Here is a 24,268-nt window from a genome sequence, read left to right as displayed (position 1 = left end):
GCTAGTTCGTTTTTTCTCCCAACACGGCCTTGATGTAGGAAGAGTTATCTATTAGTTGATTAGAAATTTTGTCTGTTACGTTGACAATCGCTTCTGCGTTCAAACCTATGTATAACGTTACTCCGCAAAGGAAAGCGATAGGTAGCAACATGAGCAATTTTTTATAAGGCTGCATTGGCGCGAAACGATCTTCTACATTTTCTTCTTCTGGCGGGTTCTTCCAAAACACCTTTGACCACATCCTCGCAATCACAAATAGCGTAACGAAACTGCCGAAAAGTAAAGCTGCGGCAAAGAAATACTGCTGCTGACTGAAGGAATCTTGGAATAAGAAAATCTTGGGCCAAAAGCCAGATAAGGGAGGTATGCCTACCAAGGAAAACAGCACAACGGCGATAAGGAGTGAGACCTTCGGGTAGTCTCTATAAAGACCACCTAGTTTTTCCATTTCAAGCGTACCCCGCAACTGCCGAATCAAGCCAGCGATTAAGAACATAGTTGTTTTCACCACAATATCATGGATCAAATAAAACACCGTGCCCATCAGCGCGACTTTGGTAAACATGGCAATACCACCCACCATAAATCCGATATGACAAACGATCAGGTAAGAAAAGAGCCGGCGCACGTTTGTCTTGATAAGCGCTCCGAAGGCACCTGTGACTATTGTCAATACCGCGATGACCATCAATAGTGTCTTTGTGAAATCATCAGGAATAAATATAAGACTCAACACCCGTATCATGGCGTAAATACCTACTTTGGTAAGCAGGCCGCCAAAGGTTGCCGCAACGGCAGATGGGGGGGTGTGGTAAGATGATGGTAACCAATAGTAGAGAGGAAACACAGCAGACTTGATCCCAAATCCGATAATAAAGAAGCATGAAGTAATCCCTACTAAGGTTTTATTTTGCACCAGCTGTATCTTCATCGCAACATCAGCCATATTTAAACTGCCCGTAATACCGTAAAGTATCCCAATGCCTGTTAGAAAAAACATAGACGCCAAAATATTCATCGCCATATATTTTACCGCGCCCTCTAATTGTGCTTTCCTACCACCCAGCGTCATCAATACGAAAGATGAGATAATAATTACCTCGAAATATACGTAAAGATTGAAGATATCGCCCGTTAAAAAAGCCCCGTACAAACCCATAATAAGGAAGTGGAAAATAGGGAAATAGCCGTACAACATGCGTTGCCGACTTAAGCTAACAGATGAAAAAATAGATACGGCCACGCCGGCGATAGACGTTAAAAGCACCAACGTAACACTTAAAGTGTCCGCTACAAAGACAATTCCGAAGGGGGCATCCCAGTTAGCCGCGTTCATGGTTAATATCCCTTCTGATTGTGTTCTGCTGAATAGACGGATGGCTACGAGTAAGCCAATAATGCTTCCGCCGACGCTCAAAAAACGTTGCGTAACTGTCTTTCGCCAAAACATAAGCTGAGCAATGGCGGTAAACAATTGTACAAATACAGGAGCCAAAATATGGTTATCTATCATAACTCTTCTTCTTCAGGAGTATTTAAGTCGTCAAGATCGTCCGAGTCGACCAGCGCATAGACACGTTTTAACAAAACAATGGCAAATGATGTAAGTGCAAAGCTAATTACAATCGCCGTTAAAATTAAAGCCTGGGGAATAGGGTCAGCGTAAATATCCTGAAACACTTTGTAAGCTTCATTAATTACGGGAGGTGAACCCTTCGTAATCTTCCCCAAAAGAAAGATAAGGATGTTCGTGCCATTGCCAAGGAGCATAATGCCCAACAATAATTTGACCATGCTTCTCCGCAAGATCAGATACACCCCGCCAGAATACAACAACCCTATCACAATCACTAAAAGCAGTTCCATATTATTGTTCTAGAGCTATCGTAAATAAAATAGTGAGCACGACCCCGATAACGACCAAGTAGACGCCGAGATCGAAAAATAATGCAGATCCGATCATGCCGATCACGGGTATAGGCTCTTCAAACCAAAGACCAGTCATTGGAGGAAGCCCAAACAGTAAGGGCGCAACCACACTCAAGGTGGATATTGCCAAGCCGATCGGAATTAGAGAAAGCGGCTTGTATCGTAATATCTTCATGGTATTTGCTGTACCGTTTGCAAAGCTGTGTAAGACAAATGCAATAGCAGCTACCAAGCCGCCTACGAAGCCGCCCCCGGGATAATAATGTCCCCGAAGTAATAGAAAGAAAGAAAATAGAAGCAAAATTGGTAGCAAGTACCGTGTTGCTGTCTGTAGAATCGCACTTTTCATAAATTTTTACCTATCATTTATTTCTCCGTTAATACGGAGGTCAACATTATTCCTTTTCAGATGCTTTTAAGCGTAGCCTGATCAAACTGTATACGCCGATGGCGGCGATTGACAATACTACTGTTTCAAACATCGTATCTATTCCCCGGAAATCTACCAAGATTGTATTTACCACATTTTTGCCTTTTGCCAATAAGTAAGAGTTCTCACCATAAAAACTGCTTACATCTGTCGTATTCGGCTCTTGCAGCACGCGCAACGCAATTAAAGACAGAATAACACCAAAGCCCAGTGCTACCATGGCATCGCGAATGACTATCCACCGGCTAGTCATATTGATAAAACTTGGAAGCTTATACAGTACCAATACAAATAATACGGTTGTCAACGTGTCGATCGTAAATTGTGTCATCGCTAGATCCGGAGCGCTGTAGAATACGAACATTAAACAAATACAGTACCCGATGACACTGGTGGAGACTACGGATGTTAATCGTGAACGCGTGGTCACGATGATATACAAAGCTCCCAAGAGTATCGCCACAATGCCTACTTCATACCATGATAATGGAGTAAGTTCCTCCCAATTGATTTTTATAGGTCCGCTGATCCAAAGTTTGTAGGCGAGGAGTAGCTCTGCGAAGATGATGATTTTGATGTGATACGAACGAAGGTAGCCATTGTGAAATGTATGGGTGTACCATGCCGATGCCCGCATGATTGATCGGCCTATTCGAAGGAAAACACGCTGCGGCGCGATCCTGTTGAAGCGTTCGACGGCCGCTAATTTTTTTTCGCTAGGCTTATTGACCAAGTAAACAACTATGCCTACGGCAAGCGTGGCTATACTTAGCAATAGCACCATGTTGAAACCATGCCAAATCTTTAGCTTCATACCCGTTTCGGCGTGCGCAATAGCATTTGCCGCCTGGTTATTGAAAAGATCGCCAACAACGCCCGGAAAAAGTCCAAAGATTAAGCCCAGTATGCCGAGCAATAACGGCGGAATCCACATGGATGGATAGGGGAGGTGTACTTTTTCGAAATCTGCCGGAAGCTTCCCCGTAAATGGTTTCAGGCCGGCCATAAAACCTGCCGCAACAAGCCCGACGTTGGTAATGATCGCCAGCGCGGTGAGCCACAGTGCCCAATGCTCTTCATAATGCAGTGTTGCTTCGTATATAAGATCTTTACCGATAAAGCCAAAAGTGGATGGTAAACCGGCACTGGATAGCGCCGCTAATAAGGCTGCAATAAATACCGGGAACAGTACTTTGCGTAGCCCAGCTAGCCTAGTGATATCCCGTGTATGCGTTTCATGGTCTATGATACCTGTAACCATAAATAGGTTCGCTTTATAAAGCGCATGTACCAGAATGAATACGGCTGCCGCGATGATCGCTTCCGGCGTGCCGAGACCAAGTAAGAAGGTAAGCATGCCTAATGCCGAGATCGTGGAATAGGCCAAGATGCCTTTTAGATCCACCCGGAATAAAGCGTGTATGGCTGCGAAAGCCATGGTAAATCCTCCCACAATCATCAGCGTGTTGTTCCACAGCTCGTTACCGCCGAGCACTGGTGTAAAACGGGCAAGCAGATAAATACCAGCCTTGACCATAGTGGCCGAGTGAAGATAGGCAGAAACCGGCGTAGGGGCTTTCATCGCACCGGGAAGCCAGAAGTGAAAAGGAAATTGTGCCGATTTGGTAAACGCTCCGATAAAAATAAGTCCGGCGATCAGCGGATAGAGTGGATGGGCAAGCAATACGTCATGCTTGCTGAACAGTTCGCTAATGACAAAAGTACCGGCCACATTGCCCATCAAAATTAACCCTGCCAGCAGGAAAAATCCGCCTAGCCCGGTAATACTCAAAGCAGTAAGCGCGCTGGATCGTGACTCTTTGCTGTCGTTATTGAAGCCGATAAGAAAAAACGAACTGATGCTGGTCAGCTCCCAAAAGACAAAAAGCGTCAAGATATTATTCGATAAGACAACGCCTAACATAGCGCTCATGAAAAGCAGCAGATAAGCAAAAAATCGATCGTAATATACATGGCCCTTCAGGTAGGTGCGTGCGTAAAAAAATATAGCGGTGCCTATCCCGGTAATCAACAGAGCAAAAAGCAGGGATAAGCCATCTAGACGAAAGTCAAGGTTGACGCCCATACTCGGTACCCAGTTTACATGCTGCACCAAATTCGTACCGCCCGCGATAGTAGGGATATGAAGCAGGTAAAATATGAACAGAAGCACAGGTATTAATGGAAGCAAAAAACTCCATTTTATCTTAATAAGCTTGCCAAAAGGAATGAGAAGGCCCGATGTTATTAATCCTGTTAAAACAGTAAATAGCATGTAGTCTTAATTATTGTACGTATTGGATAATGCTATAAAAATAAGAAAAAAAAGGCAATTTTCAGCTTAAAATAAGACTTTTCGGAGCGGAAGAGCAGTTCATCACTAATGAGAAACCGCAAATAAAACTATCTATATCATCTATCAAAGGCGTTATAGCTATTGCGCCAACGCCGAGACGGTTCACTTTGCCTTCTAAAGTTTTAATCAGGCCTTCCAACTCTGTTTCTATTTTTTGACTAAAGTTGAGTAATAGATTTTATATACGATTGGAGGAATAATCTTCCAGCTTCGGGAAGGTTGCTAATATTTTATTATTGCCTTTGGTATACTGCTGTAATACCGACCTCGACAATTCCGTCGGAGGTTCTAAATCGCTGTCTCGCGGTAAACGTTAGTCCTCCTCCACGCTCAATTTTTATTTCTTTTGGCATAGTAAAGGTATAGTTGTTATTCTCAAGATCATGCGTCGTCCGCAGCAGTCCATCGCTAATGATCTTGAATCGATAGATGTTTTGCACTGGTACATAATTAACAGGTGTGCCAGGGGGATGGTAAAGAGGTAAAAAGCCGATTTTCTGATTATCGTACGAGGGCTCCATCCACAAAGCATTGAGTATGTTAGAATCAAAGTTTATGTAGAGTGGCTTGTTATAAAAGGTCTCTACCTCATTTAGTAGGTCCGAATCCTTTATGCCGTCAAAATTTAAGTCCATACGTTCATGGGAATTCAAAGACAGTAATCTGTATTCGACCTTTCCAACGTATTCTTCCTGAACACTTTCGCCTTTTTCGCAGGAAATAAAGGCTAAAAAGGATAGCAAGACTAAAACTATAGTGATTTTTAGATTCATCAAAATGTACATATTGCCGACAAAGCAGCATATCCGTCGATAATGCGGACTTTCAATGGGTTTAATAGCCAGTAATTTTGCCTGACCAATAATTCCACATATAAACGCCATTCTACAAAAGTTCCCAAATTAGCTCTTAGCAAAAGATTTGAAACAGAAGCGAGATTAATGGTTTATACTCCAATATTTTGTTGAGATCTTTTTACAGACCTCATATACCATACCAATCCTAAGAAAGCAAAAGTCAATACAACAGGAAGAACCAAAGTTACTTGAAGCACCTCAGGGCCAGCTAGATCCATGGCTGCTGCGAACGTAGTAGCTTCTACCGAGCCCTCAGCTGCACTTCTGTATTCTTGAAGATCTGCACCTTCAGGTAAATGCCTGACGATTAAACCATCGTAAAAATTACCCATAAAGATCGTGTAAACAGATACCGCAAACATACCAGCTCCACCTAAAAGATTAATTCCCAGCGCTCCCGATTTAGGAATATTTTCAGCTACAAAGCCAATCATTGTAGGCCAGAAGTAACACACCCCAATACCAAATATAAGTGCGGCAAAAAAGACAGAAGTGCCCGATAATGTGCTTAACAGATAAAGTCCCAACGCTGCGAAAACAGCTGAAAAAAGCAAAACCCCCTGTGGGGCTAGCTTTTTTACAATAGGTTTTGCAAAAGCACGTCCCACTACCATAATGCCTGTTGTAATTGTCAATAGTAAAATAGCATTATCAGTCACATTCTTCAGCAGAAGGCTGATCCATTGGCCAGTGAACAGTTCCGTTATTGCTGTCATAAACATACAGACAAACATGAACAAGAATAAAGGACTAAAAACCGCTTTGTACATATCTGCATTCGAATAGCCGGAAGCTACGCGTTCTGTTACCGGAAAATCCAGCTTTAGGAAAAGGTAGCCATAAATCACCGTTGGGATCAGCATGGTAGCGACCTGAAATTGCCAACCTATCCCCAGATTCACAAACAACGTAACCAACAGTGTTCCTATCACAATCCCGCCAGGAAACCATAGGTGGAAATAATTAAGACGCGTCGTTTTTTCTTCCGGATACAGTGCAGCAACTAGCGGGTTACATGCGGCTTCTACTGTTCCATTGGCAATGCCAATCAAGAGTGTCGAGAAAAAGAGGCTCCAATATCCCTGCGCAAATATGGTCAACACAATTCCCGTTAAATGAAATAAAAATGCCATGACCAGTAAACGCTTCATTCCGATCATATCTACTATAAAACCGCCTACTACAATAGCTAATGGGAATCCCCAAAATGCAGTTGCTGTAATTGTTCCGAGCTGTGTGGCATTCAATTGGAAATCTATGCCCAATTGATTCATCATTCCGGCACGTATCCCAAAGGAAAGAGAAGTAACTAGCAAAGCCAGACAGCTTGCTGTAAAAAGTTTGCCTGATTTAATAGTGTTCATAGTTGGTGTATTAAGTGGAAGTGAAATTACAAAATTTAAAAATGACTTCCATACTGTTTTATGTAATATTTGTCCGCTTATTTGAAAAATATTAAATTTTATCGGTTAAAAACATGTATTCATGGGTATGGATGTTTTTAAATGGGAAGTCATGTAGAATCTTTTTTGAAAGCTTCACTTTTGACCTACTGCACCAAGATTAAATTTTCACCAAGTTGTTTGGCTATGCCGGGAGCTAGTGCTGGGATATTATAGCGATCTAGGTCTAACCAATATTTGTCTTTGTAATTGCTTTTCTTTTCTAGAAATACGCTTTTTGTAAATGAACTTTTCATCGATATTACCTCCTCTTTACTTAGGTAGCCTCGTTCAAGAACAAACAGTTCGGATAACATTTGAATGGGGACGAATTTCGATTTACTTTTTCTTTTTACTGCTCCTGCAGTAGCCTCGGTTTTGCTAATGAGTTTGTCCATCGAAATGTGCAAGCCATGAGTTGGTTTAAATTGCTCGATAATGGATGTTCGATATTGTTCCCCGCGAAGACTTAAGAACTTTCTAGAAACTTTGGTTCCTCTGGCAACCTTTTCCAAATGGGAATAGATGGTGCCCGCCTTCGTCTTTCGAACCGAACCCATATTAATTCCGTCGCGTTCGATGATTTGGATGTTATCACGTTCTATGATCTTAAACCCCTTGGGTAAATCTTTTGATTGGGGGTATTTGTCTAATCGCTCTAGACTAGGTGGATCAGTAAGTAACTTCCCGAAAGTTTCCGTAAAATCTTGCACAACCTTCTTGTTTGCATACACGCGGTAACCGATAACTCGACGATAGATTTTCTCTTCTTTATCTGTTAACGGAAGGTAATGTTCAACAATTCCATCAACAAAATACTTACTGCTACCATTAAAGGTTTCGTAATTCCGGAAGTATGTTCTTAAACATACATAATCAGTTAGATTGTTACTATTTACCTCGACATCAGCGATTGCTATTTCTCGAGGGCGCAGTTTGATCACCGGTGATGCTTTGAAAATAGAAAAATGCAATACTCTACTTTCATACCCAATATGCTGAATCGATATAGAGTCAATTTTGCTGTTTTTCAATGCATCCAAATGAATTGCTCCATTTTCATCTGAGGCACCTAACAAACTGCCATCGCCGCTGTAGATATTTGCGCCGACGATACTTTCATTGGTTAGGCTATCCTGTAGCCTGACTTGCCCGTAAAGTGCAAATGCAAACAATATGAAGATTAAGGTACTAATCGAGTTTTTCATACTTGATTTTTTATTTCAATATATGTCCGATAAGTCGACCGAACCATTCTGCAAACTCTCCCAAAATCACTATTGTGAAAGATATAGCAGCCATGCCCCTGACAAATTTTCGAGCGCATTCCCTTTCAGATATAATGCAATTAAGTTTTTTCGTCATATAGTGTCGATAGTTTTATTTTTTTAGTATATGATTTCCGGCAAGCCAAAATAGAAACGGAGCGTATCTAAAGATCGAGAAGACATCGTGTTTCTGTTTTTTTTAGTAAGAAAACGTAAACCGGTTCCAGCTCAAGGTCTGAAAGCTCATTTCCAGTTCATGCATATGCCTGTAGGCTTTAAAACATACTTTTAAAGCCTGCGAAGAAAGCGTCAAAATTGTAAATCAGGGGAATTAAAAAGCCTCCTACAACTAATGTGGGAAGTATTAAAGTGGATGTTTTCCCTAGCTTGTTGTTCGTTTTATTGAGATTCATATCGAAATAGTTAAGCGTGTGTAAAAATGATTTTATATAACTGTTGCAGTTTTTGTTTTCCGATCATTCTATTAATTGCATGGTAGTACCCAATTTGGATTTCAGGGCATTGTTGATTTCGGGGATTGCATAGCGCTCAAGATCTTCCCAAAATTTGTACGAATATTGGCTCTTCTTTTCTGTTTTGTATAAATTACTTTCCAGTTTTGATGAGCGTGATTTATACTCCCTGGCACTTATACCTGATCGCTCCATTACATAAAATTGAATAACATCTTCGTAGGGTATATGACCGAATTCTGTTTTTCGCTTGATGCTGCCTATGGCATGCTCATAAAGGCTCGTCAGATAGTATGGACTCAACTCATTAAAATTGCTTGATGCATAGTTCTCCAGGTAAACTTCGCTTTTCGTTTTTGCCTCTAAGCTGAAAATCTTCTGTGATTTTGCGGTATCGGGCAGAACGAAGTCGACGTGAAATCTCGACGTTTGATCTTTCTCCGAGATCAGGATTTGTCCCGTTTCTTTATTGTCTTTTTCTATAATCAGCTTATTAGGGTTCGACTTGTTTATATCGAATCGCTTTAGTCGGTCTATTAATTTATGGCCACTAAGATTAGGCAGCCTTGCTACTTTAAAATAGCTGCCCATCTTCGTGTCGAAGTCTTTTTGCACAATAGAATCTCGAAATATCCGATAGTCTAATAATTTATACCTCACCTTTTTGCCATTACGGGGTAGGTAAAATTCAACTATGCCGTCCGAAAAATATTTGGTATTAGAATCAAAAGTTTCTAAAGACCGATAATATCCGGTCAATATGATTACATCTGCTGGCTTCGAATCTACTTCTACAGCGTCCATTGCGACGGATCTAGGAACGATCTCTATTGTTTGAGGCTCGGATAAGTTCTGCAATACGATTGACTTACTTTCGTAGGATAGGTGTTGTGTGTTGATTGTAAGCGGGAATGCCGGCGCGCTTTGTCTTTCTAAGGTACTTGTATATTTTCCCTGGTTGTCGGTAAAGCCAATAAGTTCTCCATCCTTGTTATAAAGATTAAGCGCAGTAATAGGATTTTTCGTGTTCTGATCAATGAATAAAACCTGCGCAAAGGCCGGCGTCTTGCCCAAGATTAGAAATAAGAGAAAGATGAGATAGTTTTTCATGAAAGCATAATGATGAAAACTTATTATAGTTTTGTCACTTACGTCTTAGGATATTGACTACATGGTAACTTTACTTCCCAAGTATTAAAATAGGACGCTATTAAATCCATCACGTAAGCCGGAAATAAAACTGTCGATATTATCTATCAAGTAAATAATAGCTAATGTCCCAAAGCATAAACGATCTAAATTATTCTCGAAATATTTTATCGATTTTTTCATATTTATGGTTTTGTATTAAGTGTTTATAAGTTTATTAGATTGAATAATACTATTTTTTTTGGTTGTAAAATGCCTCGGCGCAAAGTTAATGGGAGATATCTAATAATAAGTAAGATCCGTTTTTCCGTTAAAAAAGTCAGGAAGCTCTACACCTCCGCTTAGAGATTGCGATGAACACTGCGCTACTAAGGCGCTAGAACATACTTTTAAAACCTGCTAAGAAAGCGTCAAAATTGTTTGCCAAGGCAATTAGAAAGCATCCGAGAACCAATACAAAAAGGATCGAAGTGGTTGTTTTCTTTGGCTTACTATTCGTTTTATTTCGATTCATATTAAAATATGTTTAGTAATTTACACCAATACATTAAAAAGTCAAATTTTCATCAACTCGTCTGGCAATGCCGAGCGCTTGACCGATCTTATAGTTAAATAAAAGGGATCAATTCTATTGAACCTCTTTCCATAAATTGCCAGCAATTCTCTGTTTCTTTTTGGGAAACTATTTATGAATTATTTGCGTTAAAAATCTTATAATTGAATAGCAATATAGTAAAAATATTGTTAATATTAAAATATATTTTCTATACTATTTGGTTGATCGTAAGAATTGAGGTATTAGTGTAAAGAGTAATGTATTATTTCTTTTGGAGGTAGCTATAAGATAATGAATGGCGCCGTAAATCACAAATTGATGTATTCCAACGGGCATGCGCCTGACGGACGGAAAACATGTAGACGTTATCCAGAACATCGCATATTGCGGTAATATGCATTTGGCTAATAAAGTCGGGAATGGGTAGATGGACTGGTGTTTTCTTCGAGTGTTCTTCGAGAGCTCTTCGAGACCGCTTCGAGAGTTGTTCGGGACTGGTTCGACACAGCTTCGGGACTGCTTCGGGCGAGCTTCGGGGCGGCTTCGACGGTGCTTCGGGAGCATGTCGAACAATAGTCGAACAGCAGTCGAAGAAATTCCGTGTCAATTTCGATGGGGAGGCGAGAATCACTGAAAACGATAAAGAGGAATGCGCGAAGAAAATCTAGAGCAATAGCTGAACGTAAAAGGCTCTTATTGCTCGTGCGGGTTTATTCATTTTGCATAAACAGCGTTTCACTTAGGACTCATTGTGACGACGTCGTAACTTTTACTTCCTGTTAAAAATAACTCTGTAATTCTTTAAGATCGCTGATCATGTGTTTAATATCCGCCGGCTTTTCTATGCCTACCACATTAAAAAATATGGCGTCAATACCTACGTTTTGTGCGCCCCTGACATCAGCATCAAGATTATCTCCGATCATGACTGAGGTATCAATAGTCGCGGCACCATTGCTGATGGCGTAATGGAATATAGCCGGGTTAGGCTTGTTGACACCTACATTTTCTGAAATGACGATTGTCTGGAAATAGTCGGCAAGTTTGCTGTTTGCCAATTTCATTTCGCATGCTTCCTTAAAGCCGTTAGAGATAAGATGCAAGCGATATTTTGACTGTAAATAGGCCAACGTTTCGTGCGCATGGGGAAAAAGATTGGTTTTTGTCGGACAGATAGCTAAATATTCTTCTTCAAAGGTCGAGGGAAAAAGGGAGGGAGCAAGCCCGAGCTGGGTGAAGGTATCGGCAAATCTTGATGTGCGCAGGGTTTGCTTGTCGATTTTTCCATGATGGTACAAGTCCCAAAGCCTGTGGTTGTTTAGGGTGTAGGTTTCAATAAACGTGTCGGAAGCGCTCATGCCCGTCAACCGGTCGAAGCTATACTTGTAGTAAAGGTCGTGCAGCGTCTCCCGCGCGTTCCGGTCAAAATCCCAGATGGTATGGTCGAGGTCAAAAAAGATATCCTTCTTATCAAAAAACATGCACAAATATAGGAAAGGATTTTTCGTATTAGTGTCAAAAAAAGTCTACTATTTCCATTGCCTGCTGCAAATACGTACTTTTGTGAGGTTTGATAATTACGACATGAAAAGAGCCCTTGTATTATTCTATTTTCTAGTGTTTTACGCTGTAATGCAGCTGGGCTGGTGGGGCTATTTGCTGGTGAGCTATGAGCCAGAGCGCAAGGGGATGATTATAGGGGAGGGGATTTTCTTTTTGCTTATTTTCATTTGGGGGGCTATGCGTCTAAAAAAGCTGTTTAGCCGTGAGCATAAGTTGCAACAACAGCAACAAAACTTTTTGCTTTCTGTAACCCATGAATTGAAATCGCCATTGGCTTCCGTAAAACTGTATATTCAAACCATTCTAAAGCGTGATTTAGATCGCGAGCAGCAGAAGATGTTCCTGACAAACTCTTTGAAAGATATTGAACGCCTAGACGATCTTGTGGAAAATGTCTTATTGACAACAAAACTGGAAAGCCGCAGCTTTAACCTTCCGAAAGAAGATTTTAATTTTACGGAGGTGATCAATTCCGTGGTCGATAGGTTGCAGAAGAACGCTTGCAGCTCGCAGGTAATCAAGCCAGAGCTCGATCAAAATGTGGTGATCCACGCGGATAAGTTTGCAATTACCAACGTGGTCAACAACCTCGTGGAAAATGCCATTAAGTATTCGCCGCCTTGCGCGAATGTTGTAGTCCAGTTGAAGAAAAGCGAATTGGGCAAACTCACTTTTTCCGTTGCAGACCATGGGCAGGGCATTCCCGAAGAGGAGAAGAAGAACGTATTTAACAAGTTTTACCGTGTCGGAAATGAATCCACACGTAAAACTAAAGGCACAGGTTTAGGGTTGTATATAGTGAAGACCGTATTGCAGAAACATAATGCCTCGATAAAGGTAAAAGATAACACTCCATCAGGGAGTATTTTTGAAGTAACATTTGAGAACTATGCAAGCTAAACAGCGTATACTTTTGGTGGAAGACGAAGAACATTTGTTGGAAGCTATCAAATTAAATCTAGAATTGGAAGGTTACCGTGTAACCACTGCTACGGACGGAAAAAAAGCGCTACGCATCTTTAAAGAAGAGCGGTTCAACCTCGTTGTGCTGGACGTTATGATTCCGGAAATCGACGGTTTCCAGGTGGCGGAAACTATTCGTCTGCAAAACACGGAAGTTCCGATTATGTTCTTAACGGCTAAAAACAGTAGCGAGGATCGAATTACAGGCCTTAAGAAAGGTGCGGATGACTATTTAGTAAAGCCCTTTAATCTGGAAGAGCTTATTCTACGGGTAGGCAATTTGATTCGCCGTGGCTTAAAAGCCGATGATCTGAAAGAATTTAATTCATACAGCATCGGTGACAAAACTATATACTTCAATTCCTACGAATTGCATCACGCTGATGGAACAATAACGTCGCTAACAAAGAAAGAAACGATGTTGTTAAAATTGCTTATCGAGCGCAAAAACGAAGCCGTTTCACGTGAACAGATTCTCGAGACCGTTTGGAATTACGATGTCTACCCATCCACTAGAACGATTGATAATTTTATCCTGACGTTCCGGAAGTATTTTGAACCTGATCAAAAACATCCCGTATTCTTTCATTCCATACGTGGTGTAGGGTATAAATTTACGGATACGCCAACAGTTTAAACTAGATGAATACACAGTCCCGGATAATTGTCATCGCCATCGCGATGGCATTTCTTCTTTATGCACTCTACGCCCAGCACTACAGTATTGTGGTCTATATTTTGGGTGGTATAGGGTATGTTATTTGGAGCCATTTCCGTGAAGGAACAGTCTTTTTGGCAACGCAAGCATTTCATAAACAAGATTACGATAAAACGGAACGTCTACTTTCTGAAATCAAAAATCCGAACAATCTACGTAAGGGGCGGCGTAATTATTACGAGTTTATGATGGGAAATATCCGGCTGAAGCAGGATATGGTAGACGAAGCCGAATACCATTTTCAGCTGGCATCTCGGTTGCCCTGGAAACGCGATACCGAAAAAGGGTTTGTTCTTATTAATCTTGCCAATATCAACTTGCGGAAGAAAAATTATGAACGCGTACCTGCTTATATCGAACTGGCCAAGAAATTAAGACTTACCGAAAGACAGCTCGGCATCATTCAGAAAATAGAATTAGAACTAAATAAATATAGCTAAGTGAATCAAACTCTACAGAACGACCTTTTGATCAAAGCGGCATTGTCGCAAAAAACAGAACGACCTCCCGTGTGGATGATGCGTCAGGCAGGACGCTTTATGCCAGAATATTGGGAGATAAAGAATAAATATAGTTTTTTGGAGATGTGTAAAACTCCGGAGATAGCAGCGGATGTAACCATGCTTCCCGTTGATCTATTAGGGATCGATGCGGCTATCCTGTTTTCAGACATCCTGGTAACAGCAGAGGCGATGGGTGGGGATTTGTCCTTTGAGCAGGGCGTAGGCCCACGCTTCAGCAACCCTATTAGAAGCAAAGCAGATGCAGAAAACTTAGCGGTAGACTGCCTCGACAAGTTACAATATGTAGCGGATGCGATCCGTGTTATTCAGCAACGTTTAGATGGAAGTATTCCTTTGATTGGTTTTGCTGGTGCTCCGTTCACCATATTGAGTTACTTAGTTGAAGGTGGTTCCTCGAAAGATTTCAAGCGTACAAAGTTGCTGCTAAATAATGAACCGCAGTTAGCGCATTATATTTTACAAAAGATTGCGGATGTAACCATCCAATACTTAAATATGCAGATTGACGCCGGCGTCAATGCGGTGCAGCTGTTTGATAGCTGGGCAATAGCCTTGTCGTGGAATGATTATCGGGATTTTTCTCATTATTATAACAAATATATCCTTGCTAATATCAAGCGTTCGGTGCCTGTCATATCATTCTGTAAGGGATCCTCTGTCTTTGCGAGAATGATGGCCGAAGCAAATCCGGATGTGATCTCGGTGGATTGGAATGCTGATCTGAAAAATATCAAACAAGCATTGCCTGCCGGCATAGCAGTACAAGGTAATCTTGATCCTTTTGTGCTTTACGCGGATAAAAGGGTTATCACAGAAAAAATACATCAATTGTTCGAGCGAATGCGCGACCAAAATGGTTTTATCTTCAATCTAGGTCATGGCATTATGCCGGATATACCATTTGACAACGTGAAGCATGCGATTGAGGTAGTGAAAGAATTTAGATATTAGTGAGGGGAGTCTGCAGAGGACAGCGAATGAAATGATGCGTCATTGCAAGGATGTATGGCGAAGCAATCTATAGTTTTAAATGAAAAGATTGATATTCTTGCAATGATGCTCAAGTCTTGATTAAAAGACAACCCTTTTTAGCTTTTGAACATGTTTTATCTGTACGCAAAATCATTGCATATTATATTTATGGTCTGTTGGATGGCAGGCCTGTTTTATATGCCTCGTTTGTTTATATATCACACGGAGGCGAAGCAAAAGACTTTGCAAGAGTATCGCGTGTTGCATACGCAGTTTGTTTTAATGGAGAGTCGCTTGTGGTGGGTTATCACTACGCCGGCGATGTATATCACCATTGCTTCGGCCTGTACCATGCTTTACTTGAATCCCGCTTTTTTAAGCCAAGGCTGGATGCAGATGAAGCTTGCTTTTGTAGGTTTATTGGTTTTTTACCATTTTAAATGTCAGCATATAAAAACAATGTTGTCTCAAGAACGTTGTAAATGGACATCCTCACAATTGCGTTTGTGGAATGAGCTATCAACGATCGTGCTGTTTGCGATAGTGTTTTTAGTGGTTTTACGAACAGCAGTTGACTGGATTTATGGAGTATTGGGCTTAATCGGGCTGGCCGTTTTACTCATGATATTAATTAAACTGTACAAAAAGTACAGAAAATCACGCGGAGAAAATATAGATTAAACAATTGAATTATGAAAAATATCAGCTTACTTTTTACCCTGATCATGCTAGCTTTTACAGCGAGCGCACAGGAAAATCATGAATGGGCCTTTGGTTTTTACGGCGATGTGCAGTTGGAATCACCAACTTACAACGGTGCTTTTGGTATACAAGGTAAGTACGACTTTGGAACTTTTTCGTCGGTGCAAGCACAGGTTTACGGACGCAATGGCTACGTTGCTGCAGGCGCAGACTATCTTTTTTCCTTCCTAGATCGGGAACAAAGTAACTTTAACGTATTTTTGGGTGCCGGCTTGAGTCAGGATTTTTACCGGTTTAACGAGGATGAAGTCGACGTTGTTACACCAGAGGCTCGTCGAAGCTTTACCGTAGCCAATGGGCAGCTAGGTGTAAGCTATTATTTTCCGGAAGTAAATGTGTCCGTATACGGCGGCTATAAAGTCAAGTACCATTTCGATTGGGAACAGTTCGACCCTAACTTCATCATGTTTGGTTTGCGTTACCATCTTTGGTAGCGCGTTATCTGTGTTATGGAGCATTACTCCCCATAACACAGGTATTTCACTTCTAGATATTCGTCAAGCCCATATTTAGCACCCTCACGCCCCAAGCCAGACTGCTTGATCCCACCAAATGGTGCGGAAGCATTGGAAACCATTCCCGTATTTATCCCTACCATTCCCGATTCGATCTGCTCAGCCACCCGTTGGCAGCGAAAGATATTTGAGGAATAAAAATAGGCTGCAAGGCCAAATGGCGTGTCGTTTGCCAACCTTATTGCTTCTTCTTCCGTCTTGAATGAAAACAAAGAACAAATAGGGCCAAATGTTTCTTCCTGCGCAATAGCTGCGTCATGTGGGACATTTACCAACACCGTCGGCTCAAAAAAGAGATCTTTAATCACCTTTCCTCCAGTGGCAATTTCTGCGCCTTTTGCAAGCGCGTCTGCAACATGTTCTTTTACTTTTTCCAAACCTTTTTGGTTAATCAACGGGCCAACCTGGACGCCTTTTTTCATCCCATCCCCAACCTTTAATTTTTTCACCGCTGCCGTGAGTCGTTCTGAAAATTCTTGATAGATGCTGTCTTGAACGTAGAATCTATTAACTGCAACACAGGTTTGTCCGGCGTTTCTAAATTTTCCCGCTATCGCACCTTCTACCGCCTTATCGATATCAGCATCTTCAAACACGATGAAGGGAGCATTTCCTCCCAACTCCATCGATACGCGCTTCACTGTTTCCGCAGCTTGTTGCATAAGGGTGACGCCTACTGCAGTAGAGCCGGTAAATGATATTTTACGTACCGCTGTATTGGTGGCTAGTTCTTTTCCTACGCCTTTGCTATCTTTCGAGGTGATAATATTGAAGACACCCCTTGGAAGCCCCACTAGCTCTGCTATCTTCGCCAGCGCTAACGCCGAAAATGGCGTTTGTGATGCAGGCTTTAAAACAACCGTGCAGCCTGCTACCAATGCAGGCGCCACTTTTCGCGTGATCATCGCTAATGGAAAATTCCATGGCGTTATCGCAGCAACAACACCCACCCCTTGTTTGATAGTGGCGAGCCGTGTGCCTCGCTTTATAGCGGGGATAGTTTCTCCATACGCGCGCTTGCCCTCCTCTGAAAACCACTCCATAAAAGAATTTGCATAATCAACCTCCACCAGCGATTCTGCGAGGGGCTTACCACTCTCTTTGGTCATGATCTCGGCAAGCTCGTCCTTATGTTGATTGATAAGATCGAAGATCTTTCTAACCACGAGGCAGCGCTCACCAACCGGAACGTTCCTCCAGTTCATCCAAGCTTTCTCCGCGGCGTCAATAGCTTTTTTCGTATCTTCAACAGTCAGATCCGGAACGGAGCCTAACGATTCTCCTGTTGCCGGATTCACAACAGCAAAACTCGTTTTTCCTGTTATAAAACGACCGTCTATATAGGCTTGTTCTGTGAAAAGTGTCTTTGTCATAGGTGCTGTTTTATTTTGTAAACAAGGATTTGTTAGGAAAGTTTCCTAATAAAGCTTTCGAATAGATGCCTTCCAACTTTCTGCTTGCATCATCCAGAAAGCTTGCATTTGCTCGCTAAAAGGAGAACACAATAAGCTGTTAAGCAACGGCTCAAAGTTTGCCACCTACGCGGTATTGTTTTCGGTACTGTAAAGGCGATGCCTTTTTTACAGCCTTAAACTGTTTGCTAAAATGTGACCAACTATTGTATCCACAATGATAACAAACCGCGAGGACGGGCGTGTCACTCTCTCGTAACAATTTACAAGCATGGCTGACTCGAATTTCTTTGAGAAAATCGAAGTAACTTTTTTTTATATTCTTCTTAAAGAATCGACAAAAGGTTGAAATAGACATATTCGCGATAGCAGCAATCTCTTTTAGCGATATGGGGTTTAGGAAATTCTTGAAAGAATATTCCATCACTGCTTCGATTATGGAATTCTCTTCCTTACTGGATACGCCGTCGAAAGCTGTTGTAATTATGTTTTGTTCTGATGATTCACCAATACACTGTAGACTGGTCAAAAGTAATTGAATGCGGTCGAAACCTGCTGTTTGTTCCATCCGTCTCAAGAACTGAGCGATCTCTTTTTGCAGCTCGCCTGTCAATTGTATACCGGTGTTTTCATTTTGTAGAACACGCGCAATCGTAGCCAGCTCCGGTAAATTCAAGAACTTCTCTCCCCAAAAATCTTTTTTAAAATGTACGACAATAGCGCTTCCAATATCCTCATTCTTCGATTTTCGGAACCAATGGGGTAGATTCATATTCAACAGGAAGACATCACCTTCCATATAGTCGCCTATGTGATCACCAATTAAGGCTGTGCCATTGCCTGCAGTGATAAGGATTAATTCACACTCTACGTGCTTATGCCAAGCCGTTTCGAAGTCCGGTGTGCGGTATGTTCGGCAGGCAAAAGAATAGTCCGCTTCGATATGAATTTTTTGAATTAAAGTTTTCATTACTGGAAATTATGATTCGCTGTACACGCATCGATGACTCGTATTATTAAGAGTCTGTAAATCAGTAGTTATAGGTGATATCGAAAGCAGCAGCTGCATAAGACGGTCGATAACTATTTCGGTAATTTTTGTATTACTTTTCTTCATTTGTTGATGTTTAGTGGTATAAATGCAATAATGTTATGTGTATTGAAATATATTATGCATAATTAGTTTTGTTTAATTTATTAATGTAATTTATAAATATAGCAAGATAACATATTTTTTTAGTTACATAAGAGTTGAACTGGTTGCTTATTGTGTGGTACATTTGAAATGTAGGTTTGAAACGTAATAATATTTAAACGTGTCCTATAACTGACTATATTATAAACGAAATCTTGATCAACGAAGTATGAGAAACACTTTGCAGGCTATAGCGGTCGAACTAGGTTGTGCCCGAAGCGCTGTTTCACAGCAACTGCCGCTAACAATCACAGCGTCGATTTTCTCGACAAAAACTAAACACCTAACGTAAAAGCAATACAGACGTCAAATTCAAAAAATTATGAAAATGCAAAGTACAAGCTATTTGCTTACCATACTTTTTTTGGTAATGCATTTCTCCCTATCCGCTCAAAACACAAAAGTTTACAGTGGGAAAGTTGTCAATGAAGCTGGAATGGTCATGCGCGGAGTGTCTGTTATTGTACAGCGTACTGGAGAAGGAACACAAACCTCAGAGATGGGGCGATTTACCGTGCAAGCAAACGAGCGAGACTCGCTCACCGTATCTTTTACGGGCTATCGAAAGCAAACCCTTTCACTAGGCGCTAGCACAGATATTTTGATTAAAATGGAACCAGTGATAGCCGAACTTGAGGTTGTACAGATCAATGTAGGTTATGGAACATTAGATAAAAAAGAGGTGACCACCTCTGTTGCGCATGTTAGCGCTAAAGAGTTATTGAATGTAGGCGGCAATAGCGGCGCATTGATGGCCATTCAGGGTAAAGTGGCTGGATTAACAATTTCCAATACGAGTACTTCCGATCCGAATGCTACGCCTTCTGTACAGATGCAAGGTGTATCATCAAGAAATGCAGGTATCCAACCTTTGTATATTATCAACGGGGTGCCGGGTGGTAATCCGCAAAATATCAACAATGATAACATCGAGTCAATAGATGTATTGCAAGGGGGTGCGGCGGCGGCTATTTATGGTACACGGGGGAGTAATGGTGTTATAATCATCACCACGAAGAAGGGAACGGAAACAGATGATATTACCACCAATAGCTACTTTACATTTGATTATCCAAACAATAGGTTGCAAACCCTCTCTGCGGATGAGTATGTGCGATATACATCCACAGATTTTCCGGCAGACGTCAGGAGAGGGCCAGACTATGGCGCAAGAACAGACTGGTTTGATGTATTAACACGAAGGCCTGCTGTCGGACAGAAACACAGCATTCAGTTTTCAGGCGGAGGGCCGCGTACCAACTATTTGGCCAGTGTAGACTACAAAACAGGTGAAGGTATTGATATCCGTTCCATGCGAAAAGAATATGGCGCGCAACTGGTACTCAATCATAATCCTTTAAATAAATTGCTAAACCTGAGTTTGAACGTATCGCCGCGATTTGTAAACGGTAAGTATGCTGATTATGGTGGTGAAAATAATACGTTCACTTATGCGCTTATGTTAAATCCCACTCGGCCAGTTTATGATCCTAACGCACCCGGCAGATTGTCCTATATTGAGAATAATAATCCGTTGGATCAGCTGACATTGGTGGATAATGGATTCAAATCCTTTTACCTGGACTGGAGCGGTTCTGCAAGGATAAATTTATTGAATAACCTTTCTTCAACCATTGCTATTGGTCAAAGCTATGTTAATACAAACGGTCAATATTTCGCCCCGTCAAACAGTATTTCCTCTTTTCAATATAATTTTGGTACGATGCGAGGAAGTCCTGTAGCGAGTCAAAATTTAAATACCAGCAGTATATATAACTTCGACTGGACGGGTAATTATTCCCTAAGCGTAGACCGGCACAAGCTAGATGTGCTAGGAGGTTATTCCTACTCCTATTTTGACAATAATGGGTTTTCGGCTAGCGGAGGTAATTTCCCGTCTGACGCGTATGGATATAATAATCTAGGGGATGGCGACCTAAATTACATTAGAGATAATCCTGCCGGAAGAGTGGGGAGCTACAGAAACGATTCGAAGTTGATTGCTTTTCTCGGGCGCGCTACTTATTCTTTCAATAGCCGGTACTATGCTACAGCAAGTATACGGCATGAGGGTTCTTCAAAATTTGGTCCTGACAGTAAATGGGGTAATTTCTATGGTTTCTCGGCTGCATGGCGTATGAAAGAAGAATCTTTTCTAAGCAACGTACAATGGATAAACGATATGAAACTGCGCATGGACTATGGGGTGACAGGAAATCAAGACTTTCCCAGTTACCAATCCCTAAATTCGTTTAGATCCTTTGGTACATACCCTTACCTGGGAACGCAATACAGTACGTTTGGTATTCTCAATATCCCAAATCCAGAATTGCAATGGGAAACTACGGAGAGTTATAATTTTGGGCTTGATTTTGCCGTATTTAACAATCGTATATCAGGCGCTTTAAATTACTACATCAGGAACAATAAGGATTTGTTGGGCTTGTATCCGCTTCCTATACCCGTGGCTCCTCCTAATAATTACTTTCCTGGTATATATCCACCTAGTTCCGGCGCAAGAGCGCAAGTATATGCGAACGTGGGTACAATGAGAAATTGGGGCGTTCAGTTCCAGTTGAATGGGAAAGTGATAGATAAGCCAAGTTTTAAATATGATATTTCGCTCACTGGAGCCACGCTGGGAAATAAGTTGGTCGAACTCTCCAACCAATTGTACAATGGTGGTACGTTCATTAACGAAGTTGAAATGTCTGCGCCAGGTAGTCCCGGGTTTGCCCAGCGCGTAGAAGAGGGGCGAAGGGTTGGGAGCTTTTATATGCTCAAAGCGGCTGAGAACACGGGTGGGCCGATGATGGTGTACGATAGGGGTGGAAATGTGATTCCGGCAAATGAGGCAAATGCAGATGATAGACAATATGTGGGTAACGGGCTTCCAAAATTTACGTTTAGCATGGGGCACACTTTTACTTATAAAAATGCGGACCTATCCATTTTTTTCAGGGGAGCGGCGGGCTATGACATCTTCAATACATTTGCTTTCTACATTGGAACGCCAGTGGGTGGTGGCAACAGAAACGTGCTGGAATCTGCTTTCGATCCAGATAGTAAATACTCAAAGCTCACAAGTTCCAGCACCTATGCTATTCTTAGCGATTATTTCTTAGAAGATGGCAGTTTTATAAAGTTAGACAATGTATCTGCGGGGTACACTTTCAATCTGAAGGAGAATAGCTACCTCAAATCTATACGAATATATGCTACAGGCCGAAATCTATTGACATTTACCAAATATACGGGTGGCGACCCTGAAATTGTCCCTATAAATGGAATGACTCCCGGGGTGATAAGAAATTACACCTCGGATTTGAAAGGGAGCTTTACACACCTTCCGTCTATGGCGCAGTGGATGACGGGAATTCAATTTAAATTTTAAACTCTTAAAAGACTAGTATATGAAAAAGCATAGATTATCGGCTTATTCCCGATTTACCATTCTAATTTCCGGATTAGTCCTCTGCATTGCTGCATGTACCAATCTGGATGAAAACCTATATTCCTCTTTAGATGGCAATACTTTTATTCGGTCGAAAAATAATTTAATACAGGCATTTTTAGTCAACTATGATAGAGCTTATAGTTCGGTGTGCGATGGGGAACGCTTTGGCGATGCTTTTATCATAAACGAGAATTCAGCGGATCAAATGATGACGGTAACAAGAACATCTGGTGGATGGTTTGATGGGGGCGTTTATCATCGCGCCCACTACCATACTTGGACACCGAATGATGACTATACCTCAGGGATATGGAATTCCTTGTATGGGGTAATAACTACCTCGATAAATACAACGGCAGATATCCAAGCGCTCGATCTTTCGGCATTGCCCGATATTTCCTCGGCGGATACAAGCTTGATGTTAACAGAACTACGCACTATACGAGCGTGGGAATACCTTCGTTTATTCGATTTTTATCGTAATATTATATTGGTGCCGGAGGGAAAGCCGACAGAATATACCTCGCTAAGTCAGTCAACACCTATGGAAATCTTTCAATATATAGAAAACGAACTATTGGCGGTCATACCGAAGCTGAACACAAAAGCTGATTTTGGATCGAATGTTAATGCGTATGGGAGATGGACAAAAGCAGGGGCAGCGGCATTGCTGGCAAGGTTGTATTTGAATGCACAAGTTTATATCGGCCAAGATCGATTTAATGATTGCGCGACCATATGTCTGGATATCATCAATGGCGTATATGGCCAGTATGCAATAGATCCACGCTGGGACGGCCCTTTCGACTGGAATAATGTAGAATCGCCGGAGAATATCTTTACTTTCCCAAGTTCGTTCAGCGGCTCGAGCTATCATTATTCAGCTAGATTGTATGGTTGGTCATATCCATTTGGTTCTGAAGTCTATTTTGGTTATAGTAGCTTTGCTAACCCTCGATATGCCTTGCAGCCAGGGCGTGACGTGGATAGCGTTGAGTATACATTCGATCTTGGGAAGCCCTTTGTCAAGTTTGCAAAATATGAAGATGATATACGATTAGCAAAATACAGAAACACCGCAGCAAATACTCGTGAAGGTCTTTTTCTTTACGGCTATTTGGACTACACAAATTCGCAAGGCAATACAGCCTTGGTTCAGAATCCACAAAATGGCGGCCCTTATTTTTTAAGAGATCAAGTAGGGCAGTTTGGTAACACTCCTGCGGGCACAGCAATAGCTAACAAAACATCCAATATGGGGAGTGGGGACGAGAATTCTGGACTTCGTATGATAAAATACCCCATGTATGCTGATGGCAATCCTGAATATCAGCGGAATGCCGGTTTTGCAGAGATCAGATTAGCGGAAATCTATTACGCATTGGCTGAATGTAAATTCAGAGCCGGACAAAGAGATGAGGCAGCGCGTCTCTTGAATACGGTAAGAAGTCGGTATTATCCTGCGGGTTCAACTAGTCTGTATACTGCTGGAGGTAGCGAATTAACGGAATTGGAACTATTGGACGAATGGGGCAGGGAGTTTTGTTTTGAAGGACGCCGTCGTATAGATCTGATACGCTGGAATAGATACAATACAGGGACATGGTGGGACAAAACCCCCGATCCAGATGATCATACTAAAATAGTCTGTATTGGTGCCCTGGTGATGAATTTAAATAGAAACTTAGTACAAAACCCGGGGTATTAGCGGATAGAAACAGTTGATC

The 24,268-nt window shown here is 41.6% G+C and carries 20 protein-coding genes; 9 read left to right on the top strand and 11 right to left on the bottom strand.

The genetic code is table 11. The features are described 5' to 3' along the window. Window position 1: 1 nt before the first annotated feature. The 8 genes from DI53_RS03455 to DI53_RS03420 all read right to left on the bottom strand — a co-directional run bounded on the left by DI53_RS03455 (window position 2) and on the right by DI53_RS03420 (window position 9,865). Window positions 2-1,513 carry a proton-conducting transporter transmembrane domain-containing protein gene (locus DI53_RS03455; protein WP_037495359.1) on the bottom strand — a complete coding sequence of 504 codons (1,512 nt, stop codon included), beginning with the start codon at window positions 1,511-1,513 and terminating at the stop codon, window positions 2-4. Then, on the bottom strand, window positions 1,510-1,866 hold the full coding sequence (locus DI53_RS03450; protein ID WP_037495357.1) for a Na+/H+ antiporter subunit C: 357 nt from the start codon (window positions 1,864-1,866) through the stop codon (window positions 1,510-1,512). Before DI53_RS03450 ends, DI53_RS03455 begins: the two co-directional genes overlap by 4 nt. Window position 1,867: 1 nt before the next feature. After that, window positions 1,868-2,278 carry a Na+/H+ antiporter subunit B gene (locus DI53_RS03445; RefSeq protein ID WP_037495355.1) on the bottom strand — a complete coding sequence of 137 codons (411 nt, stop codon included), beginning with the start codon at window positions 2,276-2,278 and terminating at the stop codon, window positions 1,868-1,870. Window positions 2,279-2,324: 46 nt separating this feature from the next. Next, window positions 2,325-4,634 carry a putative monovalent cation/H+ antiporter subunit A gene (locus tag DI53_RS03440; protein WP_037495354.1) on the bottom strand — a complete coding sequence of 770 codons (2,310 nt, stop codon included), beginning with the start codon at window positions 4,632-4,634 and terminating at the stop codon, window positions 2,325-2,327. Between the two features lie 314 nt (window positions 4,635-4,948). Then, window positions 4,949-5,599 (bottom strand): hypothetical protein, encoded by a 651-nt coding sequence (locus tag DI53_RS03435; protein ID WP_037495352.1) that lies wholly within the window; start codon window positions 5,597-5,599, stop codon window positions 4,949-4,951. A gap of 62 nt (window positions 5,600-5,661) precedes the next feature. Further along, window positions 5,662-6,936, bottom strand: a complete 1,275-nt coding sequence (locus DI53_RS03430; RefSeq protein WP_037495350.1) for an MFS transporter — start codon at window positions 6,934-6,936, stop codon at window positions 5,662-5,664. 185 nt (window positions 6,937-7,121) lie between these two features. Next, entirely contained in the window at window positions 7,122-8,222 is a 1,101-nt protein-coding gene (locus tag DI53_RS03425; protein ID WP_037495348.1) for a peptidase associated/transthyretin-like domain-containing protein, read from the bottom strand. Between the two features lie 536 nt (window positions 8,223-8,758). Next, window positions 8,759-9,865: a hypothetical protein gene (locus tag DI53_RS03420; protein WP_037495347.1), complete on the bottom strand. Its 1,107-nt coding sequence runs from the start codon at window positions 9,863-9,865 to the stop codon at window positions 8,759-8,761. A 1,014-nt stretch (window positions 9,866-10,879) separates the two neighbouring features. Here DI53_RS03420 and DI53_RS03415 point away from each other — a divergent pair. Then, a complete protein-coding gene (locus tag DI53_RS03415) occupies window positions 10,880-11,128 on the top strand; it encodes a hypothetical protein (RefSeq protein WP_037495344.1) in 249 nt (82 codons plus the stop codon). A gap of 111 nt (window positions 11,129-11,239) precedes the next feature. Here the strand turns inward: DI53_RS03415 and DI53_RS03410 are convergent, their stop codons facing one another. Continuing rightward, window positions 11,240-11,941, bottom strand: a complete 702-nt coding sequence (locus DI53_RS03410) for a YjjG family noncanonical pyrimidine nucleotidase (RefSeq protein ID WP_037495341.1) — start codon at window positions 11,939-11,941, stop codon at window positions 11,240-11,242. Window positions 11,942-12,044: 103 nt separating this feature from the next. On the opposite strand from DI53_RS03410, the gene DI53_RS03405 reads away from it, so the two are divergent. The 6 genes from DI53_RS03405 (at window position 12,045) to DI53_RS03380 (ending at window position 16,396) form a co-directional block, all read left to right on the top strand. Continuing rightward, window positions 12,045-12,923: a sensor histidine kinase gene (locus tag DI53_RS03405; protein ID WP_037495338.1), complete on the top strand. Its 879-nt coding sequence runs from the start codon at window positions 12,045-12,047 to the stop codon at window positions 12,921-12,923. Beyond that, the gene (locus tag DI53_RS03400; protein ID WP_037495336.1) at window positions 12,913-13,623 is read left to right on the top strand and encodes a response regulator transcription factor; all 711 of its coding nucleotides are present in this window, start codon (window positions 12,913-12,915) and stop codon (window positions 13,621-13,623) included. The genes DI53_RS03405 and DI53_RS03400 overlap by 11 nt, the downstream gene beginning before the upstream one ends. Window positions 13,624-13,628: 5 nt before the next feature. Next, window positions 13,629-14,144: a hypothetical protein gene (locus DI53_RS03395; protein WP_037495333.1), complete on the top strand. Its 516-nt coding sequence runs from the start codon at window positions 13,629-13,631 to the stop codon at window positions 14,142-14,144. Then, the gene (gene hemE / locus DI53_RS03390) at window positions 14,145-15,179 is read left to right on the top strand and encodes a uroporphyrinogen decarboxylase (RefSeq protein ID WP_037495331.1); all 1,035 of its coding nucleotides are present in this window, start codon (window positions 14,145-14,147) and stop codon (window positions 15,177-15,179) included. A 150-nt stretch (window positions 15,180-15,329) separates the two neighbouring features. Continuing rightward, on the top strand, window positions 15,330-15,881 hold the full coding sequence (locus tag DI53_RS03385) for a CopD family protein (protein WP_037495328.1): 552 nt from the start codon (window positions 15,330-15,332) through the stop codon (window positions 15,879-15,881). 11 nt (window positions 15,882-15,892) lie between these two features. After that, window positions 15,893-16,396: a hypothetical protein gene (locus tag DI53_RS03380; RefSeq protein WP_037495327.1), complete on the top strand. Its 504-nt coding sequence runs from the start codon at window positions 15,893-15,895 to the stop codon at window positions 16,394-16,396. A 23-nt stretch (window positions 16,397-16,419) separates the two neighbouring features. Here DI53_RS03380 and DI53_RS03375 read toward each other — a convergent pair whose 3' ends face one another. Together DI53_RS03375 and DI53_RS03370 are read right to left on the bottom strand one after the other, a co-directional pair. Then, window positions 16,420-17,850: an NAD-dependent succinate-semialdehyde dehydrogenase gene (locus DI53_RS03375; RefSeq protein ID WP_037495324.1), complete on the bottom strand. Its 1,431-nt coding sequence runs from the start codon at window positions 17,848-17,850 to the stop codon at window positions 16,420-16,422. A 151-nt stretch (window positions 17,851-18,001) separates the two neighbouring features. Beyond that, a complete protein-coding gene (locus DI53_RS03370) occupies window positions 18,002-18,859 on the bottom strand; it encodes an AraC family transcriptional regulator (RefSeq protein ID WP_037495321.1) in 858 nt (285 codons plus the stop codon). A 553-nt stretch (window positions 18,860-19,412) separates the two neighbouring features. On the opposite strand from DI53_RS03370, the gene DI53_RS03365 reads away from it, so the two are divergent. Further along, on the top strand, window positions 19,413-22,478 hold the full coding sequence (locus tag DI53_RS03365; protein ID WP_071790453.1) for a SusC/RagA family TonB-linked outer membrane protein: 3,066 nt from the start codon (window positions 19,413-19,415) through the stop codon (window positions 22,476-22,478). A 19-nt stretch (window positions 22,479-22,497) separates the two neighbouring features. Then, window positions 22,498-24,249, top strand: coding sequence for a RagB/SusD family nutrient uptake outer membrane protein (locus tag DI53_RS03360; protein WP_052072018.1), 1,752 nt, complete (start codon window positions 22,498-22,500; stop codon window positions 24,247-24,249). Window positions 24,250-24,268 lie beyond the last annotated feature (19 nt).

It is taken from the genome of Sphingobacterium deserti (genome assembly GCF_000757725.1).
In the GTDB taxonomy this organism is placed as follows: Bacteria; Bacteroidota; Bacteroidia; order Sphingobacteriales; family Sphingobacteriaceae; genus Sphingobacterium; species Sphingobacterium deserti.
Note: the sequence above shows the minus strand (reverse complement) of the source record. Positions and strands in the feature narration are given on the sequence as shown.

Excerpts from the sequence above, each read along its gene's own strand:
- DI53_RS03455 (WP_037495359.1), bottom strand. The coding sequence starts at position 1,513 with ATGATAGATAACCATATTTTGGCTCCTGTATTTGTACAATTGTTTACC.
- DI53_RS03450 (WP_037495357.1), bottom strand. The coding sequence starts at position 1,866 with ATGGAACTGCTTTTAGTGATTGTGATAGGGTTGTTGTATTCTGGCGGG.
- DI53_RS03445 (WP_037495355.1), bottom strand. The coding sequence starts at position 2,278 with ATGAAAAGTGCGATTCTACAGACAGCAACACGGTACTTGCTACCAATT.
- DI53_RS03440 (WP_037495354.1), bottom strand. The coding sequence starts at position 4,634 with ATGCTATTTACTGTTTTAACAGGATTAATAACATCGGGCCTTCTCATT.
- DI53_RS03435 (WP_037495352.1), bottom strand. The coding sequence starts at position 5,599 with ATGGCGTTTATATGTGGAATTATTGGTCAGGCAAAATTACTGGCTATT.
- DI53_RS03430 (WP_037495350.1), bottom strand. The coding sequence starts at position 6,936 with ATGAACACTATTAAATCAGGCAAACTTTTTACAGCAAGCTGTCTGGCT.
- DI53_RS03425 (WP_037495348.1), bottom strand. The coding sequence starts at position 8,222 with ATGAAAAACTCGATTAGTACCTTAATCTTCATATTGTTTGCATTTGCA.
- DI53_RS03420 (WP_037495347.1), bottom strand. The coding sequence starts at position 9,865 with ATGAAAAACTATCTCATCTTTCTCTTATTTCTAATCTTGGGCAAGACG.
- DI53_RS03415 (WP_037495344.1), top strand. The coding sequence starts at position 10,880 with ATGGGTAGATGGACTGGTGTTTTCTTCGAGTGTTCTTCGAGAGCTCTT.
- DI53_RS03410 (WP_037495341.1), bottom strand. The coding sequence starts at position 11,941 with ATGTTTTTTGATAAGAAGGATATCTTTTTTGACCTCGACCATACCATC.
- DI53_RS03405 (WP_037495338.1), top strand. The coding sequence starts at position 12,045 with ATGAAAAGAGCCCTTGTATTATTCTATTTTCTAGTGTTTTACGCTGTA.
- DI53_RS03400 (WP_037495336.1), top strand. The coding sequence starts at position 12,913 with ATGCAAGCTAAACAGCGTATACTTTTGGTGGAAGACGAAGAACATTTG.
- DI53_RS03395 (WP_037495333.1), top strand. The coding sequence starts at position 13,629 with ATGAATACACAGTCCCGGATAATTGTCATCGCCATCGCGATGGCATTT.
- DI53_RS03385 (WP_037495328.1), top strand. The coding sequence starts at position 15,330 with ATGTTTTATCTGTACGCAAAATCATTGCATATTATATTTATGGTCTGT.
- DI53_RS03380 (WP_037495327.1), top strand. The coding sequence starts at position 15,893 with ATGAAAAATATCAGCTTACTTTTTACCCTGATCATGCTAGCTTTTACA.
- DI53_RS03375 (WP_037495324.1), bottom strand. The coding sequence starts at position 17,850 with ATGACAAAGACACTTTTCACAGAACAAGCCTATATAGACGGTCGTTTT.
- DI53_RS03370 (WP_037495321.1), bottom strand. The coding sequence starts at position 18,859 with ATGAAAACTTTAATTCAAAAAATTCATATCGAAGCGGACTATTCTTTT.
- DI53_RS03365 (WP_071790453.1), top strand. The coding sequence starts at position 19,413 with ATGCAAAGTACAAGCTATTTGCTTACCATACTTTTTTTGGTAATGCAT.
- DI53_RS03360 (WP_052072018.1), top strand. The coding sequence starts at position 22,498 with ATGAAAAAGCATAGATTATCGGCTTATTCCCGATTTACCATTCTAATT.